Source organism: Corynebacterium tuberculostearicum, from assembly GCF_046097255.1.
GTDB lineage: Bacteria > Actinomycetota > Actinomycetes > Mycobacteriales > Mycobacteriaceae > Corynebacterium > Corynebacterium tuberculostearicum_J.
Genome location: NZ_CP175770.1, coordinates 912,218 through 929,950, shown reverse-complemented (window position 1 = coordinate 929,950; position 17,733 = coordinate 912,218). Strand labels below are relative to the sequence as shown.

Sequence of the window (17,733 nt, the reverse complement as noted above, 5' to 3'; positions counted from 1 at the left end):
GACGCGTGCGCGGGGTTAGTGTGGTGGGCTAGGCGCGCCAGACGACGGCCGTGGCAACCGCCGCGCGGCCCTCCTTACGGCCGGTAAAGCCCATATGGTCCGTCGTGGTGGCAGAGACGGACACGGGGGCACCAAGGATTTCGCTCAGTACCGCTTCGGCCTCTTCGCGGCGCGGGCCCATCTTGGGGGTCTGGCCGATGAGCTGGGCGGCCGCGTTGCCGATGATAAAGCCCTCGGATTCGAGGAGTTCGCGGCATTCGCGCAGCAGTTTCGCTCCGGATACGCCGTCGTATTCGGGCCGGCCGACGCCCACGAAGGAGCCGAGGTCGCCGAGGTGGGAGGCGGATAAGAGGGCGTCGACAAGCGCGTGCGCTACCACGTCGCCATCGGAGTGGCCCTCGCAGCCAGCATCGCCCTCGAAGAGCAGGCCGGCGATCCAGCAGTCCTTGCCGGCCTCGATCTGGTGGGCGTCGGTGGCGATGCCAACACGCGGGATAATCGGGTTAGTCATGGGTCTCCTCGGTCAGGGCGTGGGCCAGGGTGAGATCGATGGGCGTGGTGATTTTGAACGCCAGGGTATCGCCCGGCACGGTTGCCACGCGCTCACCGTGCCATTCCATGAGGCTGGCATCATCCGTAGCGGTGAATTCGGGCTGCTCGGCCCAATAATCGAGGTTGGCCTGGCGCAGCGCAGACAGGCGGAAGGCCTGCGGGGTTTGCACGGCGCGCAGGCGGGAGCGGTCGGGAGTGCTCACCACGGCGTCGGCCGCGACTTCCTTGATGGTATCGGCCACGGGAACCACCGGCACGGCCGCGGGGGCGCCTTCGAGCACACGCTTGGCGACGCCCCGCACCATCACCGGCGGAGTCAGCGCCCGGGCCGCATCGTGGATGAGCACCACGGCGTCGTCGTCGGGGATTGCCTGGAGGCCGGCCCACACGGAATCGGCGCGCTCGCTGCCGCCGTGCACGAGGCGGATGGGCGCGGCGTCGATGCGGCCGATAATGCGGGCGGCCTCGGGCTCCATATCTGGGCTGACCAGCACAATGACCTCGTCCACCACGCCGGAGGCCAGCAGCGCGCGCACGGAGCGCTCCAGGAGGGTGCGCCCACGCAGCTCGACATAAGCCTTGGGCACCTCGGCACCGAGGCGGGTGCCCTGGCCGGCGGCCGCGATGAGCGCGATGACGCGCGGTTTAGTCTTCGTCGTCGAAGGAGAGGTCATCGAGATCGATGTCGTTGTCGATATCGGTGGTGATGGACTTATCGTCTACCAAACCGGCCGCGCGGTGGCGCTCGATGGTGGCATCGATCTCTTCCATCATGGTGTCAGCCTTCTTCTCATCAACCGGCTTGGCCAGCGCGAGCTCGCCTACCAGGATGGTGCGGGCCTTGCCCAGCATGCGCTTCTCGCCGGCCGAAAGGCCACGATCCTGGTCGCGGCGCCACAGGTCGCGAACGACCTCGGCAACCTTATTGATATCGCCGGAAGCGAGGCGCTCCTGGTTAGCCTTATAACGGCGGGACCAGTTGCCGGCCTCTTCGACGTCCTCGTCACGCAGCACGGAAAAGACCTTTTCCAGGCCCTCCTTGCCCACGACGTCGCGCACGCCGACGTTATCGGCGTTCTTGATGGGCACGCGGACGACTAGGTCGGACTGGTTGATGTGCAGCACCAAGTATTCCAGCGTCTCGCCACCCATCTCGCGGGTCTCGATATCCTCGATGACGGCCGCACCGTGGTGCGGGTAGACGACGACCTCGCCGACCTTATACTCCATTGCCACTCCTTGTGTTCCCGATTTATCCCGGTTGACTAAGGCCGCCATTTTATCACGCACGGCCGCCCCGCCTGCGGATACCCCCGTATACCCCCACGGTCTACCCGCCCGGTTTGGGACTAACTGTGTACTTTATTGCCAAAGGGACTAGGCTAAAGCGTTGACAAGCCCTGTGATCGCAATTGATGGAGGATGCTCAACGTGCAGTCCCTGAAGTCCGCCGCCCGCCGCGGTGCCATTATTTCCGTTACCGCCGTCTCCGCTCTGGCGCTGGCTTCTTGCTCGGCGGGCCAGGTCGCCCAGACCGCCGAAAAGGTGGCTGCGGTCGATGGCGCTTCTGCAAGCACGGAAGACAACAAGGTTGCGGTTCGCGATGTCACCATCCTGGTAGAACCGGACGGCTCCGCTGCCCTGAAGTTCACCGCCGTAAACCAGGGCTACGACACCGATGTCATCTCCCTGGAGTCCGTCAAGGTCGACGGCCAGCGCGTCGAGATGGACAAGGCTCAGCCGCTGCACCGCGACCAGTCCATCATTGCGGATTCCCAGAAGAACCTGGACGCCACCACCCAGCAGGATTCCGAGACCGTCCAGTACATCGCCACCTCGCTGAAGAACGATGACTTTGGCTACGCCGGCGACCGCCCGGTTACTTTCGAGTTCTCCAACGGTTCCATCGACGTGGACGCCACCATCGCCGCCACCCAGATGCAGTCCGGCGAATTCGACCGCGACGTCGAGTCCGCTGAGGGCTACTCCTCCGAGGCTCCAAAGAACTAAGCCGCACCGCCTCAAATCACCGCCTCCAGCCCGTTTCGGGCCGGGGGCGTTTGCGTGTTTTAGGCTAGAGGCCATGGCCAAGAAATCTCGCCCCATCCACACCTGTTCCGAATGCGGCTACGTCTCGCCGAAATGGCTCGGCCGCTGCCCCGACTGCGGGTCCTGGGGCACATTGGAGGAACGGGCGCCGGTGGTGGCGAGGCCTGGGACAGCGGGGGCGTCGGCAAGCAAGGGCGTAGCGCCGTCGAGCCCGGCGCAGCCGATAACCAAGATTGGGGCGCAGGCGACCAAGACGGTGCGCACCGGCATCGGCGAGCTCGACCGCGTGCTAGGAACCGGCATTGTGCCCGGCTCAGTGGTGCTCATGGCCGGCGAGCCGGGCGTGGGCAAATCCACGCTGCTGCTGGAAGTAGCCTCGCGGTGGGCCCAGCTCGGCCGCACCGTGCTCTATGCGACGGCCGAGGAATCGGCCGGCCAGGTCCGCTCCCGCGCCGAGCGCACCGGGGCGCTGCAGGAATCGCTGTATTTGGCGGCCGAGTCCAACTTGGATGCGGTCTTTGGACACGTGGATAAGCTCAAGCCGAGCCTCATCATCGTCGATTCGGTGCAGACCATGCACGCCGTGGGCGTGGAGGGCGTATCTGGCGGCGTGGCGCAATCGCGCGCGGTAACGGCCGCGCTGACCTCCCTGGCAAAGTCCACCGGCATTCCGGTGCTGCTGGTGGGCCACGTGACCAAGGACGGCAACGTGGCCGGCCCGCGCGTGCTGGAGCATCTTGTCGACGTCGTCTTGAACTTCGAGGGCGACCGCCAATCCAGCCTGCGTATGCTGCGCGGTATTAAGAATCGCTTTGGCGCCACCGACGAGGTGGGTTGCTTTGAGCAGACGGCCGGCGGCATTCGGGAAGTCGCGGACCCCTCAGGGCTCTTTCTCTCGCACCGCGGCACGACGCCGGATGGCTCGGCCGTAACGGTCGCGATGGACGGCGTGCGGCCGATACTGGCGGAAGTTCAGGCGCTGACGGTGGACCCGGTGGCGAAGAACCCGCGGCGCGTGGTGACCGGACTAGACTCCAACCGCGTGCCGATGGTGCTTGCGGTGCTGCAGGCGCGCGCCGGCCAACGCACCAACGACAAGGATGCTTATGTCGCCACGGTGGGCGGCATGCGGATTACGGAAACCGCCACGGATCTGGCGGTGGCGCTGGCAACGTGGTCCTCGCTGCACGAGCAGCCGCTGCCGGCCAAGACGGTGGTCATTGGCGAGGTCGGCCTGGCCGGCGAGTTGCGGCCGGTGCCCAATGTGGAGCGGCGCTTGATGGAGGCCGCGCGGCTGGGCTACAAGCACGCGATTGTCCCACGCGGGGATATCGAGCCGGTAGAGGGCATGCGTGTGCACCAGGCCGGGACGCTGGGGCAGGCCATCGCCGCGGTGTCGAAGTAGCGCCTAGCGCAGCGTGAAGTCCTGCGGCGGCGAGGAGTTATCGCCGATGACGGTGTGGGCGAAGTAGGCCCCAGGTTCGGCCGCGGGGCGGTCGGTGCACTCGCCCGGCTTGGAGGCCTGGCGGGACCATTCGGCCTCGAATTTCACGTCCTTGCCGGCCGGGAAGGTTTGCGAGCCGGTCTGCACGGAGGCGTAGCAATCCGTATCGGACCACACGCGCTGGTTATCGGCCATCTTGTAGACCTCGAAGCGCAGCAGGTTCTCGTCCAGGTCAATCTTGCAGTCCGCGGCCGTGGGGTTGGTGACCGTCATGAAGAATTTCGGTAGCTCGCCTTCCGGCACGGAGTAGTTCAGCATGGAGGTGCGCACCTGGAGGTCCGCGAGGTCGCAGGTCTTCTTGGCCGCTTCGGAGCTTGCAGGCGCAGCGCTCGACGGCTCGCTTTCGGCCGCCTTGCTTTCCGATGCCCCCTCGGCCGACGCCTCCGCAGCCGTCTCCGAGGCAGCCTCGGAGGTCTCCGGGGCGGCAGAAGACGAGGTCTGCTCCGGCGTGGGCGCAGGGGCGGCGGTATCGGCCGGCTCATCGCTGCTGCCCCCGAAGGCGGCCACGGCCGCCCAGATCAGCACCACGGCCAGCACGAGCACGATGATGAGCGCCGCTACTCGTCGGCGCTTGTAGATCTCTTCAGGTAGGGGCTTTTTCTGCGTCACGCTGTCAATTTTAAGCGGTGGGTGCGGGCCGGTGCGCTAAGCCCGCGCCGCGTGTCAGGCTGAGCTACTTCACGCCGAGGGTCTGCAGGGTTTCCACGCTGGAGTCTTCCAGCAGGTAGCGCGCGCCAACAACGCCCAAAGCACCCTCATCCAGCAGGCGGCGCACGTTGGGCACGCTGGCCACCAGCTGGGCGACGGTCTGGCGGGTGTGTTCCCGCTCGACGTCGTCAGTCGTGGCATTCGGGCCGGCCACCAGGGCGGAGGCGGCAACTTTCTCGATAATGGGTCGCTGCAGGCCGGTGGGCAGCTCGCCGCCAGCCACGAAACCGGTAGCCGCGCCCACCGCGCCACAAGATTGATGGCCAAGGACCACCAGCAGGTTGGGTTTGAGGGCGGCGAGGGCGTAGTCGAGGGAGGCTAGGACGGCGTCGTCAAGAATGTGGCCCGCGGTGCGGATGACAAAGGCATCGCCGAAGCCGATATTGAAGACGTGCTCGATAGGGGCGCGGGAATCGGAACAGGAAATGACCACCACGCGGGGGTCCTGGCCGTGAGTTAGGCCCTCGCGGTTATAAATCTCGCGCACGTCGACGGTCTCGCCGTCTAATACACGCTGATTTCCCGCTTTGAGGGCCTTCCATACGGCCTGCGGTTCGTGGGCAACATTACGTAAAGGCATAGGCCACATTCTAATGCCCTAGACTATCTCCCACGATGGATTCGCAAGCTCTTCTTTCCTGGTTCGATGCCAATGAACGCGACCTGCCGTGGCGCCGGCCTGGCACGAGCGCGTGGGGTGTGCTGCTCAGCGAGGTCATGAGCCAGCAAACACCGGTCGCGCGCGTGGCTCCGGTGTGGGAGGAATGGATGCGGCGCTGGCCCACCCCGGCAGACTTTGCCCAAGCCACCCGGGCGGAGGTACTGCGCGCCTGGGGCAAGCTGGGCTATCCGCGGCGCGCGCTGCGCCTGTGGGAGTGCGCGGCGGCCATTGGCGAGGGCGAGGTGCCGGCGGACGTCGATAAGCTGCTGCGCCTGCCGGGCATCGGTGACTACACCGCGCGCGCCGTGGCCTGCTTCCACTATGGGGTCAACGTGCCGGTGGTCGATACCAATGTGCGCCGAGTATATGCGCGCGCGGAGGACGGTAGGTTCTTGGCGCCGCAGCCGTCGAAGCGGGAGTTAGCGGCCGTGGCGGAGCTGTTGCCGGCCGAAAATGGGCCGCGCTTTTCGGCCGCGCTCATGGAATTGGGAGCGCTGGTGTGCACGGCGAAGAATCCTTCCTGCGAGCAATGCCCGTTGCGCGCGAGCTGTGCATGGCAGTTGGCGGGCCGGCCGCAGCCGAGTGCGGAAGAGCAGGCGCGGGCGAAAAAGCGCGTGCAAAAATTCGTCGGCACGGACCGACAGGTGCGCGGCAAGATTCTGGACGTGCTGCGCGCGGCGGAGCGGCCGGTACCGCAGTCCGAGATTGACGTGGTCTGGCCCGATGCGGCACAGCGCTCCCGGGCGTTGGCTTCGCTGCTTGCCGACGGCCTCGCCGAGCAAAACGACGCCGGCCTGTTCCACCTCCCTATTTAGGGCGTTAATAATGGCCGGCTATAATCGCAGGTCACGATCCCGAAGGTGTGATCTGGTTAACGCCAGCGGCCGCGGAAATTGAATCCGCCTGGCAGGTTCACCCACATGCCGCCGCGGGAATTGAAGGTGACCGGCCCTACCTTGGTAGACATCGACGCGCCGGATCCGGAGACATTGATCCAGCTATTCTTGCCGGTCTTTTTTCTTGAACGATACTGAAGTCCCATAAGCATATATTTTAGCAATTCCACTTCCACCGTTCCTACTGCGCAGTAGGTTTTGGGCATGGAAAAGATTTGACGGGAAACCGGCATCTTCTGATTGCGCGGGCTAAATGGGGTCCGAGCCCGCGGAACTGCACAGAAAAAGCCACCCAGCCTCGCAGAAAGCGAAGTGCTGGGTGGCTTTAATCCTTGCCCCGAGTTACATCGGCTGACCGGCGCCTGCTGGCGGCGGGTTGTGGCCGTCGTCATCGGAGTCGGAGCCGGACTCTAGGTCGGTTCCGGCGGCGGTGGAGCCGCCATCGCCCGGAACGTCCGGGGTGATGGTGTCGGGCTCGCCGGCATCGGTGGAGTCGGCGTCGTTTTCGCGCACCTCGGCGTCGTCAAGCTGCGGCTCCTCGGTGTCCTCCGGCAGAGGCTTCGGGCGCGGGCTAAAGGTGAACTTCGCGCCCGCGTTGTCCTTGGACTCGCCGTCCCAGCCCTCGACGTCGACGGTGATGATTTCGCCGGCGCCGATTTCGCCGAAGAGGATCTTCTCAGAGAGCTGGTCCTCAATCTCGCGCTGGATGGTGCGGCGCAGCGGGCGAGCACCCAATACTGGGTCGAAGCCGCGCTTAGCCAGCAGGTCCTTTGCCTTCTGCGTGAGCTCGATGCCCATATCGCGCTCGTCCAGCTGCTTGGCCACGCGGCCGATGAGCAGCTCGACCATCTCCACAATCTGCTCCTGGGTGAGCTGGTGGAAGACGACGATGTCATCGATACGGTTCAAGAACTCTGGGCGGAAGTGCTTCTTCAGCTCGTCGTTGACCTTCTGCTTCATCCGGTCATACTGGGCATCCGAATCGTTTTCGGAGGAACCAGTAAAGCCCAAGCCCACCGGCTTCGAAATGTCCTGGGTGCCCAGGTTCGAGGTGAAGATGAGAACGGTGTTCTTGAAGTCGACGACGCGACCCTGACCGTCAGTAAGGCGGCCATCTTCCAGCACCTGCAGGAGGGTGTTGTAAATCTCCTTGTGGGCCTTCTCGATCTCATCGAAAAGCACGACGGAGAACGGCTTGCGGCGAACCTTCTCGGTCAGCTGGCCACCCTCTTCGTAGCCGACGTATCCCGGAGGGGCACCGAAGAGGCGGGAAGCGGTGAAGCGATCGTGGAACTCACCCATGTCGATCTGGATGAGGTCATCATCCGAACCGAAGAGGAAGTTAGCCAGGGACTTCGACAGCTCGGTCTTACCCACACCGGACGGGCCGGCGAAGATGAAGGAGCCGGACGGGCGGCGCGGATCCTTGAGGCCTGCGCGGGTGCGGCGGATGGCGCGGGAGACGGACTTGACCGCCTCGTCCTGGCCAATGATGCGCTTGTGCAGCTCCTCTTCCATGTTGAGCAGGCGGTTGGATTCCTTCTCCGTCAGCTTCAGCACTGGGATGCCGGTCCAGTGCGCCAGAACCTCGGCGATCTGGTCCTCGCCTACCTCGGCGATTTCCTCCAAGTCGCCAGAGCGCCACTGCTTTTCCTTCTCCGCGCGCTCCTCACCCAGCTTGCGCTCCTTATCGCGCAGGCCGGCTGCCTTCTCAAAGTCCTGGGCATCGATGGCCGCTTCCTTTTCCTTGCGGACCTCAGCGATGCGGTCATCGACCTCGCGCAGGCCCTTCGGCGCGGTCATGCGCTTGATGCGCATACGAGCACCAGCCTCATCGAGGAGGTCAACGGCCTTATCCGGCAAGAAACGGTCATTGATGTAGCGATCCGAGAGGGAAGCTGCAGCATGCAGCGCCTCATCGGTGTAGGACACGCGGTGGTGCGCCTCGTACTTATCGCGCAGGCCCTTCAGGATCAAGAAGGTGTCATCCAGGGAAGGCTCCTCCACCTTGACTGGCTGGAAGCGGCGCTCCAGGGCGGCATCCTTCTCGATGTGCTTGCGGTATTCCTCAAGGGTCGTAGCACCGATGGTCTGCAGCTCGCCACGAGCCAGCTTCGGCTTGAGCAGCGAGGCTGCATCGATGGCGCCTTCAGCAGCACCAGCACCAACCAGGGTGTGGATCTCATCGATGAACAAGATGATGTCGCCGCGCTGGTTAATCTCCTTGAGCACCTTCTTCAGGCGTTCTTCAAAGTCACCGCGGTAACGGGAGCCGGCAACCAGGGAGCCCAAGTCCAGCGAGTAAAGCTGCTTGTCCTTAAGGGTCTCCGGAACCTTGCCGTTGACGATGTCGAGCGCCAAGCCCTCGACGACTGCGGTCTTACCAACGCCCGGCTCACCGATGAGGACCGGGTTATTCTTCGTACGGCGAGACAGCACCTGCATGATGCGCTCTACCTCAGACTCACGGCCAACGACCGGATCGAGCTTGCCGTCTTTAGCGGCCTGGGTGAGATTGCGGCCGAACTGGTCGAGCACCAGGGAATTGGAACGCTCGCCGGAACCGCCGGAGCCACCACGGCCGCCCGCGCCGGCACCCGCACCAGCACCCGCGCCGACCGGACCGGAGCCCTGGCCGTTGGAGGAACCGCCCTCCTGCTGGCCGCCCTCATAACCGGACAGCAGCTGGATAACCTGCTGGCGCACGCGCGGCAGGTCGGCGCCGAGCTTGGTCAGCACCTGGGCGGCGACGCCGTCGCCCTCGCGAATGAGACCCAACAGCAAGAACTCAGTACCGATGTACTTGTGTCCCATCTGCAGGCCTTCGCGCAGGGAAAGCTCCAGCACCTTCTTGGCGCGTGGGGTAAAGGGGATGTGGCCGGTGTGCGGCTGGCTGCCCTGGCCGATGATTTCCTCGACCTCGCGGCGGACATCCTCCAGGGAGATACCCATGGATTCCAGCGCCTTGGCAGCCACGCCTTCGCCCTCATGGATAAGGCCGAGCAGGATGTGCTCGGTGCCGATGTAATTGTGGTTAAGCATGCGTGCTTCTTCCTGCGCCAACACGATGACGCGGCGAGCACGATCGGTAAACCTCTCGAACATGATTCCCCTATACTTTCGCTTCTAATGTGATACCCACTCTAACGCGGCAGTCCGCCGATAATTTCCCGTTTTGTCCCCAGATGCCCGCAATACCGTCAGAATCCACCATATGTGCAGCTCACACGGGTGTACGCCGGTAGCGAACAGGGGCATGGGCATGTAATCTAGAATCGTTTTATCGTTCCCTGCCCCTCCCTACTATTTAAGGACATCGCGACCGTGCCCCAGCTTCCTGAGTTCTTTGCCACCCAACACAACCTGCACGAATTAGCCGTGTTGGATGAGGCGCCATCGTCTACCCTCTTTGCGGTCGAAGATGGAGCCACGCACCAGCAGCTGAGCGTGGAAATCTTCGCGCCGGAAATTACCGGCGTGGTGGACAAGTCCACGGCACTGCATGGGTTGCACCACCCAGCCATCGCGCCGCTGGTAGGCACGGGCACCACCGCGGACGGGCAGGAATTCATCGTGCGCGAAGGGGTTTCCGGAACCCAACTTTCTGAGCTTCCCAATGATCTCAGCCGCGAGGAGGCCGCCGACGTCTTCGGTCCGCTGGCGGGTGCGGTGGACTTCCTAGTTTCCCGCGGGCGGGCAGACTTTGCGGTGCATGGGCTAAGGGAGGCCCGGGTGGGCGTCGATAAGCAACGCCAGGTTTCGGTGCTGGCTGCGGCCGGGCCGTCCGGCGAAGAGCACGGCGATGCGGTGGCGGCGTTTGAGGAGCTTGTTGCCCGCAAATGCCCGGAGTATAAGCCCACCGGCAATGCGGGTAGTGCCAAGGACGTGGTGGCCGACCTGCGCCCGCAGCGCGATTTCGATACCGCGCAGATTCCCCGCGTGCAGGAGCCAGAACCGCGCCCTCAGCAGCAGTTTGCCCCGCCGCAACAGCAGCAACCACAGCCGCAACCGATGGCCCAGCCCATGGCCCAGCCGCAGCAACCGATGGCGCCCGCGCCGAAGAAGAAGGGCAAGGGCGGGCTCATTGCGCTCATCACGGTGCTGGCGGTGGCCGCGATTGCTGCTGCGGCCGCGCTGTGGTTCTTCCTGTCCTACCCCAGTTGGAATGACAAAGAGCAAAACCTCGCGGATGCGTACCCGGACTTGGTGGGCTCCCGCAGCGGCCAGGACGGATTCGATGGGGCTAAGTGCTCCTCGCGCGAGCCGGAGCCTGGCCAGGAGGCCAAGATTTCCTGCGTGGGCGATGGGTTCAACTACATCGTGACCTACTACCCCAGCGTGGAAGAGCGCGATGCCATGCTTCCCGACGCCGAACCGGTCGAGCTTTCCAATGACCAATGCACCATCCAAAGCTTTGAGACCACCGCGGATGTTCCTACCTACGTAATGGCCGTGGAAGGCACCCAGTCCGCATTCCTGGTGTGGGGCGATAATGCTGAAGAGGAGCGGCTGAACCTGCCGCTGTGCGCCTCTTAGTTTGTCCTTGTTCCTATTCCCCGGAGGGTACGCGCTTGAGGAACGGGGCCAGTACGACGACCACCAGCGAAAGCGCACCGGCAAAAAGGAAAGCCCAGTGCGCGCCATGGGCCGTGGCGGCGGCCTCGTTCATGCCTTGGGCCGCACCGGACTTGGTGCCACGGGTCAGGAAGGTCATCAGGAAGGCAGTGCCGGCCGCGCCCGCCAGCTGCTGCAGGGTATTGAGGATGGCGGAGCCGTGCGAGTAGAGCTCGTCTGGCAGGGAGGCGAGGGACGTCGTCATCAGCGGCGTCATCATAAGCGCAATGCCCAGGGCAAAAAGGATGTGCATGCCAATGACCATCCATACCGCGCTGTCCTCGTTGAGCAGGGTCATCAGCCACGTGCCCGCGGCTAGGAGCAAGGCGCCGGGGATCATGAGCGGGCGGGGCCCGTGGATGTCATAGAGGCGGCCGACCATCGGCGAGATGCCGCCTTGGAGCAAGCCTCCAGGCATGACGACGAGCCCGGTGACCAGCGAGCTTACCGCCAGGGAGGTCTGCAGGTAGATGGGCAGGATATTGACCACGCCGAGCAATAGCCCAAACATGAGCAGCATGCCCAGTACCGCCACGGTGAAGTTGGGAACCGTAAACGGGCGCATGTCCAAAAGGGCGCGATTGTCCTTGGCCAAGCGCAGCTGGCGGCGGGTGAAAAGCGCCAAGGCCACGAGGCCGACGATGAGAACGACGATGTCTACGAGGCCATCTCCCTCCAACATGTTTTCCAGGGACGATACGGCGTAGACCAATCCGCCGAAGGCGAAGACGGACAGCACGACGGACGGGAAATCCAGCGGGGTATCGCGCTTATCCCCCACGTTGACCAGGCGGAAATAGCCGGCGGCGCAGATGAGGCCAAGCAGCGGCGCCATAGTCCAGAAGATGACGTGCCAGCTAGACATGCTCAACACGAAGCCACCTACAGTGGGGCCGAGCGCTGGGGCGACGGAAATGACCACGGAGATAATGCCCATTACGCTGCCGCGGCGCTGCGGCGGGACGAGGGTCATCGCCACCGTCATCAGGGTGGGGATCATCAAGGCGGTGCCGGTCGCCTGGAATACGCGGCCCACCAGCAGCACGCCGAAGGCCGGGGCGAGCGCCGCCAGCACCGTACCGGCAAGAAAAACGCCCGACGATGCCAAGAAGATTTGCCGGGTGGTGAACTTATCCATGAGAAAGCCGGTGGTCGGGATGACCACGCCCATGGTGAGGAGGAAACCGGTAAGCAGCCACTGGGCGGAGGTCGCGGGGATGCCGAAGTCCGCCATGATGGTGGGCAGCGCCACCGACAGGGCGGTCTTGTTCAGGATCATCACCATCGCGCCGAGAACGAGGATGGTGAGGTTGATTTTTACCTCTGCGGAAATGTGGGGATCTGGTTTCTGAGACACCCAGACAGGATACTGAGGCCGCGGGTGCGGGGAAAGTCGAGGAGTATAGTTTTAGTGTCTTCATCCGCGCGGTGAGACCGCGCCACCCGAGCCTAAAGCGAGGTACACCCCAGTGCGTTTTCTCAACGATTCCCATCCGCCGTACGAATTGACCTACTCCGACGTATTTATGGTCCCGAGCCACTCCGAGGTGGGCTCGCGCCAGTCGGTAGACCTCACCACTGAGGACGGCACCGGAAATACCATCCCACTCATCGTGGCCAATATGACTGCCGTGGCCGGGCGCCGCATGGCCGAGACCATCGCCCGGCGCGGCGGGCTGACCATCCTGCCACAGGACCTCTCCTTGGAAGCGGCCGCAGAAACCATCGCCTCTGTTAAGGCGGCGGACTTGGTCTATGACACCCCAATTACCGTGAAGCCGCACCACACCGTGGGCTATACCAGCAACCTTTTGCACAAGCGCGCCCATGGTGCCGCCATCGTGGTCGAGGGGAACATGCCCATCGGCATCATCACCCCAAAGGACCTGCGTGGGCAGGATAACTTCACCGCCGTCGGCCAGCTGATGACCACCGACTTGGTCACGCTGCCGGTGGGCATTGACCCACAGGAGGCCTTTACCAAGCTGCGCAAGACCTCCCGCAAGCTAGCCCCGGTGGTCAACCCGGATGGCACCTTGGCCGGAATCCTCACGAGGAAGGGTGCGGTGAGGGCGAAGATGTACAGGCCGGGCGTCGACAAGCAAGGCCGCTTGCACATCGGTGCTGCGGTGGGCATCAACGGTGACGTGGAAGGTCGCGCCCGTGCCCTAGCGGAGGCCGGTGCTGATGTCCTCGTCATCGATACTGCACACGGACATCAGGAAAGCATGCTCACCGCGCTGCGCAAGGTGAAGGCGCTGGATCTGGGGCTTCCCATTGCCGCCGGCAATATTGTCACGGCCGAGGGTGTGCGCGAACTGGCCACGGCCGGCGCGGACATTATCAAGGTCGGTGTGGGCCCGGGCGCGATGTGCACCACCCGCATGCAGACTGGCGTGGGCCGCCCGCAATTCTCGGCCGTCTTAGAATGCGCTGCGGCCGCCCGGGAGGTAGGCGCCCATGTTTGGGCCGACGGCGGCGTGCGCGACCCGCGCGATGTCGCCCTCGCACTGGCCGCGGGCGCCTCCAATGTCATGATTGGCTCTTGGTTCGCCGGCACTTTTGAATCCCCAGGTGACCTGCACAAGGATGCCGACGGCGCCTTTTATAAAGAATCCTTCGGTATGGCCTCGCGCCGGGCGGTGCGCGGCCGCAATTCCGATACCGAGGCCTTTGAGCGCGCCCGCCGCGAGATGTTCGAAGAGGGCATTTCTACCTCCCGCATCTACCTCGACCCCGAGCACGGCGGCGTGGAGCACCTGGTGGACCGGATTATCTCGGGCGTGCGCTCCTCGTGCACCTACGCCGGCGCCGATTCCCTGGCCGCCTTCCGCGAGCGCGCCACCGTGGGCGTGCAGTCCGCCGCTGGCTTTGCCGAGGGGCAGCCACGCGCCACGAACCGCTAAAACAATAACCCCAGTGATGTGCAGATGGCCTGCAGGGATCGCTCTGGGGCTTTCAAATGCGACACTACCATGGGAGACATGACGCCATAATCAGCTACCCAACGCCAGCTAATTGAATGGTTTTCAGCTCCCAGAATGAGGAGATTCCTCGATCATCCTGACCCGGCGGCTCTTTATCTATGGAACACCCGCGTCTCGAAGGCATTCCTAGAAGATATTCAGCACGCTGAGGTACTTCTGAGGAATCACGTATCAACAGCACTTCACAAAGTTTGTTCCTGGATCTCCCCGGAAGCGGCCTCCTGGATATTCGAACAGTCTAGAGTTCGAGTGCTAAGAAGCCAGCGTCCCTAGAAGCCCTCCGCTCAGCACGTGCTACGTTGACAGATATGTTGACTCGCTATGACCAAGCGGCCTCCCGCGCGGCCGCGCAGGTTATGGGGCAGTACTCCACCAGCTTCTCCCTGGCCACGCGGCTTTTGCGCGGGCGGGTGCGCGCCGATATCCGCCACCTATACGCGGTGGTGCGCATTGCAGACGAGCTTGTCGACGGCGCCGCAGCCCAAGCCCACACCGACCCCGCGGCCGCACTGGATGCCTACGAAAAGACCATTCTGGCCGCGCCGCAGCAGCGACTGCACACCGACCCGGTTGTGCACGCTTATGCCATCACCGCTCGCCGCTGCGGCTTCCACCGCGAGCACCTTGTTGCCTTCTTTAGCTCCATGCGCGCGGACCTGACCCATCGCGAATACTCCCCGTCGGAGCTGCAGGACTATATCTACGGCTCAGCGGAAGCCATCGGGCTATTGTGCCTGCAAATTTTCTTGGCCGAGGAGAACGTCTCCCCTGCCGACCGCGCCGCCATGGAGCGCGGCGCCCGCGCGCTAGGGTCAGCCTTTCAGAAGATTAATTTCCTGCGTGACCTGCGCGAGGATAGCTCCACTTTAGGCCGCACCTATTTTCAGCAGGCCCCATCTGGTCGGATTGATGAAGCCACCAAGTCCGCGCTCATCGCAGAGATCCGCCGAGAGCTCGCCACCGCCGCGCTCACCATAGACTTGCTCCCGGCTTCCGCGCGGGTGGGTGTGAGCGCGGCGGCGGATATCTTTGCCGAGCTCACCAATCGCCTCGCCGCCACCCCGGCTACGGCGCTTGCCACCACGCGGGTATCCGTGCCGAACCACACCAAGGCTTGGCTCGCGGCCCGCGCGGTGCGCCGTCGCGGCCACAGCAGCCAGATCTCACCCACGGGCGAAAAGTAAGGAGACATCATGCACGCCGTCGTCATTGGAGCCGGCATCGCCGGTCTCGCCACCGCCGCTTTGCTCGGCCGCGAGGGCTACGAGGTCACCGTCGTGGACTCGCTGGATGAGGTAGGCGGGCGCGCCGGCAGCTTCGAGGAAGCCGGCTTCCGGTGGGATACCGGCCCGTCGTGGTACCTCATGCCCGAGGCTTTCGATCACTTCTTTGCGCTGTGTGGCACCTCCACCGAGGCAGAGCTGGACTTGGTGGACCTCTCCCCCGCCTACCGCGTCTTTCACGGCGATGCGCCGGTGGACGTGCACTCCGGCACCGAAGAAGTTACCGCGCTTTTCGAGTCACTGGAGCCCGGCGCGGGCGAGAAAGTCCGGGAGTACTTAGCGCAGGCCAGCGATACCTATGACATGGCGCTCAAGCACTTCCTTTACACCACCTTCTCCGCGCCGCTGAACCTGGTGCACCGCGATATCCGCACCCGGATTTCGCGCCTCATGGCTCTGCTGACGGTGAACCTAAAGCAGTACGTGGGCCGAACGTTTTCCGATGCCCGCCTGCGCCAAATCTTAAGCTACCCGGCGGTCTTTTTGTCCTCCGAGCCGGCCGCCGCACCAGCACTGTATTCCTTGATGAGCCACACCGACCTGGTGGAGGGCGTGCGTTACCCGCAGGGCGGCTTCGCCGCCGTGGTCCAGGCCATCTACCGGCAGGCTCAGAAGTTTGGCGCCACCTTCCGCTTGGGCGAAGAGGTGACCTCCATCAAGGTCGCCAACCGTAAGGTCACCGGCGTGCGCACGAATAAGGGCGCCATCCACGCCGATATCGTGGTCTCGGCGGCGGACATGCACCACACCGAGACCCAACTTTTGCCGCCGCAGTTGCGCACCTACCCGGAGCGCTACTGGGGCCGGCGCAATCCCGGTCTGGGCACCGTGCTCATTTTGGCCGGGGTGAAGGGCGAGCTGCCAGAACTAGCGCACCATACGCTGCTTTTTAGCCAGGATTGGGATCCGGATTTCCGCGCCGTCTATTCCGGTCCGGAGCCTTCCCGGCCGTTGGGTGCCTCGGAATCCATCTACGTGTCCAAGACCTCGGCCACCGACCCGAGCGTAGCGCCCGCGGGCCACGAAAACCTCTTCATTTTGGTGCCGGTGCCGGCCGCGGAGGCGCCCGGGTTCGGCGATGCCTACCACGCAGAGGCATCCGAGCGCGTCGCCGCGATTGCCGACGCCGCCCTTAACCACATCGCAGCCACAGCCGGGGTGCCGGATTTGGTGGAGAGGGTCGTCGTCAAGCGCACGCTCGGCCCGGCCGATTTTGCCGAGCGCTACCATGCTTGGTCGGCCGGTTCTATTGGGCCTGCGCACACGCTGCGGCAATCGGCGTTTTTGCGCGGACGCAATGCCTCGCGCAAGGTCGATGGACTCTATTACGCCGGTGCCACCACCGTGCCGGGCGTCGGCGTGCCAATGTGCCTGATTTCGGCTGAGAACATTATCAAGCGCCTGCGTGGCGATACCTCCGCCGGGCCACTTGTGCGCTAAATGCTCTAGGTATCCAGCAAAACTACGCGTCCGCTCCCGCTCATATCTAAGCATTTGGGCAGGCGGTTTTCAGGCTCTGCGTCGTCTAAGAATTTCGGCGCAGAAACATCACACTGCCAGCCATCGACTTTGAGGAAGCCACGAGTATTCATTTCCTCCAGCTTAAATTCGTGGTGCACATAGCTATCCACGACCTGCATAGCTTTGGTGCAGTTCGTGCCATCGACTTGCACGTAGACGTTCTTTCGTCCCCATTGGGTATCTATCTGGCCACAGATAGTGCCTATTTTGCCGTTGCCATTGGAATCGGGCTTAGGCAGGAAGGTATCGGAGAAGTACTGACCGTTGTCCTTTACGGTGAAGTAATGCCCTTTCGCTGTGACCGTGAACTCGTCCGAGTTAGGTGCCTCGAAGGTAGCTCCTTCAATTTCTACCTTCTCCCCTGCCTTGAGCTGTTTCGGTGGAGTCAGGTCACCTGGGTCCACCACGCCAGACGGGAAGAAGCCCTCCCCCTTTTTGAAGCTGACCATATTAGCCTCCCACTGCGGCTGGTTTGGGTCTGGCATTAGGGGTGGATCTGCAAACTGCACGGTGCACCACGGCCCTTCGGAGAGTTCATTAAAGGAGCACCAGACCTTTTCATCGGGACTTTTAACTCCCCATGCCTTCGACTGCGCGTATTCGGGACCCTTCGCCAAAAAGTCCTCGGCCGAGCGCATCGTGAGACCGGAGTCATCCACTTTCTTATCTGATTCGGTGGTTTCTTCCGCTGTGGTCTCTGGAGAGGAAGCCTCCGCCGAGCTAGCTGCGGTGCTTTCGGTCATCTGTGGGCGGAATTGGGGCGCTTCCTCGTTACCGTCAGCAGAGGAACACGACGCAAGCCCGACGGCCAATACAGGTAGGGCAAGGATAGGGAGAATTCTTTTCATGTCCTGCATTTTTCCATGCGGTGGGAACCTGTGCTGACCTTTCGCAGCATGAATGTGGGAAGAAACACCAGCTGAAAATAACAAGGCCGTCAGCCCGCGCGGGCTGACGG

The 17,733-nt window shown here is 63.5% G+C and carries 16 protein-coding genes; 7 read left to right on the top strand and 9 right to left on the bottom strand.

Annotated elements, in window-relative coordinates; translation table 11 throughout:
• Positions 1-28 precede the first annotated feature (28 nt).
• From ispF to ACKFRY_RS04405, 3 genes are read right to left on the bottom strand one after another with little or no spacing between them, the layout of a single operon-like run.
• On the bottom strand, positions 29-511 hold the full coding sequence (gene ispF, locus ACKFRY_RS04415; RefSeq protein ID WP_005329967.1) for a 2-C-methyl-D-erythritol 2,4-cyclodiphosphate synthase: 483 nt from the start codon (positions 509-511) through the stop codon (positions 29-31).
• A complete protein-coding gene (gene ispD, locus ACKFRY_RS04410) occupies positions 504-1,226 on the bottom strand; it encodes a 2-C-methyl-D-erythritol 4-phosphate cytidylyltransferase (RefSeq protein ID WP_408923288.1) in 723 nt (240 codons plus the stop codon). Before ispD ends, ispF begins: the two co-directional genes overlap by 8 nt.
• Entirely contained in the window at positions 1,198-1,782 is a 585-nt protein-coding gene (locus ACKFRY_RS04405) for a CarD family transcriptional regulator (protein WP_005325718.1), read from the bottom strand. The genes ispD and ACKFRY_RS04405 overlap by 29 nt, the downstream gene beginning before the upstream one ends.
• Before the next feature lie 192 nt (positions 1,783-1,974).
• On the opposite strand from ACKFRY_RS04405, the gene ACKFRY_RS04400 reads away from it, so the two are divergent.
• Together ACKFRY_RS04400 and radA are read left to right on the top strand one after the other, a co-directional pair.
• Positions 1,975-2,562, top strand: coding sequence for a hypothetical protein (locus ACKFRY_RS04400; RefSeq protein ID WP_408923287.1), 588 nt, complete (start codon positions 1,975-1,977; stop codon positions 2,560-2,562).
• Positions 2,563-2,635: 73 nt separating this feature from the next.
• Complete coding sequence (radA, locus tag ACKFRY_RS04395; RefSeq protein WP_250412926.1) at positions 2,636-4,006, top strand: DNA repair protein RadA; 1,371 nt, start codon at positions 2,636-2,638, stop codon at positions 4,004-4,006.
• A 3-nt stretch (positions 4,007-4,009) separates the two neighbouring features.
• Here the strand turns inward: radA and ACKFRY_RS04390 are convergent, their stop codons facing one another.
• Both ACKFRY_RS04390 and ACKFRY_RS04385 read right to left on the bottom strand, forming a co-directional pair.
• Positions 4,010-4,714, bottom strand: coding sequence for a hypothetical protein (locus ACKFRY_RS04390; RefSeq protein ID WP_408923286.1), 705 nt, complete (start codon positions 4,712-4,714; stop codon positions 4,010-4,012).
• Positions 4,715-4,778: 64 nt separating this feature from the next.
• Complete coding sequence (locus tag ACKFRY_RS04385) at positions 4,779-5,393, bottom strand: carbonic anhydrase (RefSeq protein WP_408923285.1); 615 nt, start codon at positions 5,391-5,393, stop codon at positions 4,779-4,781.
• 35 nt (positions 5,394-5,428) lie between these two features.
• On the opposite strand from ACKFRY_RS04385, the gene ACKFRY_RS04380 reads away from it, so the two are divergent.
• Positions 5,429-6,289: an A/G-specific adenine glycosylase gene (locus ACKFRY_RS04380; protein WP_005325704.1), complete on the top strand. Its 861-nt coding sequence runs from the start codon at positions 5,429-5,431 to the stop codon at positions 6,287-6,289.
• Positions 6,290-6,345: 56 nt separating this feature from the next.
• Here the strand turns inward: ACKFRY_RS04380 and ACKFRY_RS04375 are convergent, their stop codons facing one another.
• On the bottom strand, positions 6,346-6,516 hold the full coding sequence (locus tag ACKFRY_RS04375) for a DUF4236 domain-containing protein (protein WP_080970400.1): 171 nt from the start codon (positions 6,514-6,516) through the stop codon (positions 6,346-6,348).
• Positions 6,517-6,712: 196 nt separating this feature from the next.
• Positions 6,713-9,475 (bottom strand): ATP-dependent Clp protease ATP-binding subunit, encoded by a 2,763-nt coding sequence (locus ACKFRY_RS04370; RefSeq protein WP_408923284.1) that lies wholly within the window; start codon positions 9,473-9,475, stop codon positions 6,713-6,715.
• Positions 9,476-9,694: 219 nt separating this feature from the next.
• Here ACKFRY_RS04370 and ACKFRY_RS04365 point away from each other — a divergent pair, with 219 nt between their 5' ends.
• A complete protein-coding gene (locus ACKFRY_RS04365) occupies positions 9,695-10,906 on the top strand; it encodes a serine/threonine protein kinase (RefSeq protein WP_408923283.1) in 1,212 nt (403 codons plus the stop codon).
• A gap of 13 nt (positions 10,907-10,919) precedes the next feature.
• Here ACKFRY_RS04365 and ACKFRY_RS04360 read toward each other — a convergent pair whose 3' ends face one another.
• Positions 10,920-12,341: an MDR family MFS transporter gene (locus ACKFRY_RS04360; protein ID WP_408923282.1), complete on the bottom strand. Its 1,422-nt coding sequence runs from the start codon at positions 12,339-12,341 to the stop codon at positions 10,920-10,922.
• A gap of 112 nt (positions 12,342-12,453) precedes the next feature.
• Between ACKFRY_RS04360 and ACKFRY_RS04355 the strand changes: the two genes are divergently transcribed.
• The 3 genes from ACKFRY_RS04355 to crtI all read left to right on the top strand — a co-directional run bounded on the left by ACKFRY_RS04355 (position 12,454) and on the right by crtI (position 16,694).
• Positions 12,454-13,890 (top strand): GuaB1 family IMP dehydrogenase-related protein, encoded by a 1,437-nt coding sequence (locus ACKFRY_RS04355; RefSeq protein WP_179386979.1) that lies wholly within the window; start codon positions 12,454-12,456, stop codon positions 13,888-13,890.
• Positions 13,891-14,279: 389 nt separating this feature from the next.
• Positions 14,280-15,155 carry a phytoene/squalene synthase family protein gene (locus ACKFRY_RS04350; protein ID WP_408923281.1) on the top strand — a complete coding sequence of 292 codons (876 nt, stop codon included), beginning with the start codon at positions 14,280-14,282 and terminating at the stop codon, positions 15,153-15,155.
• Positions 15,156-15,164: 9 nt separating this feature from the next.
• Positions 15,165-16,694, top strand: coding sequence for a phytoene desaturase family protein (gene crtI, locus ACKFRY_RS04345; protein ID WP_179386982.1), 1,530 nt, complete (start codon positions 15,165-15,167; stop codon positions 16,692-16,694).
• A 5-nt stretch (positions 16,695-16,699) separates the two neighbouring features.
• On the opposite strand, the gene ACKFRY_RS04340 is transcribed toward crtI, so the two are convergent.
• The gene (locus tag ACKFRY_RS04340; RefSeq protein ID WP_408923280.1) at positions 16,700-17,623 is read right to left on the bottom strand and encodes a hypothetical protein; all 924 of its coding nucleotides are present in this window, start codon (positions 17,621-17,623) and stop codon (positions 16,700-16,702) included.
• Positions 17,624-17,733 lie beyond the last annotated feature (110 nt).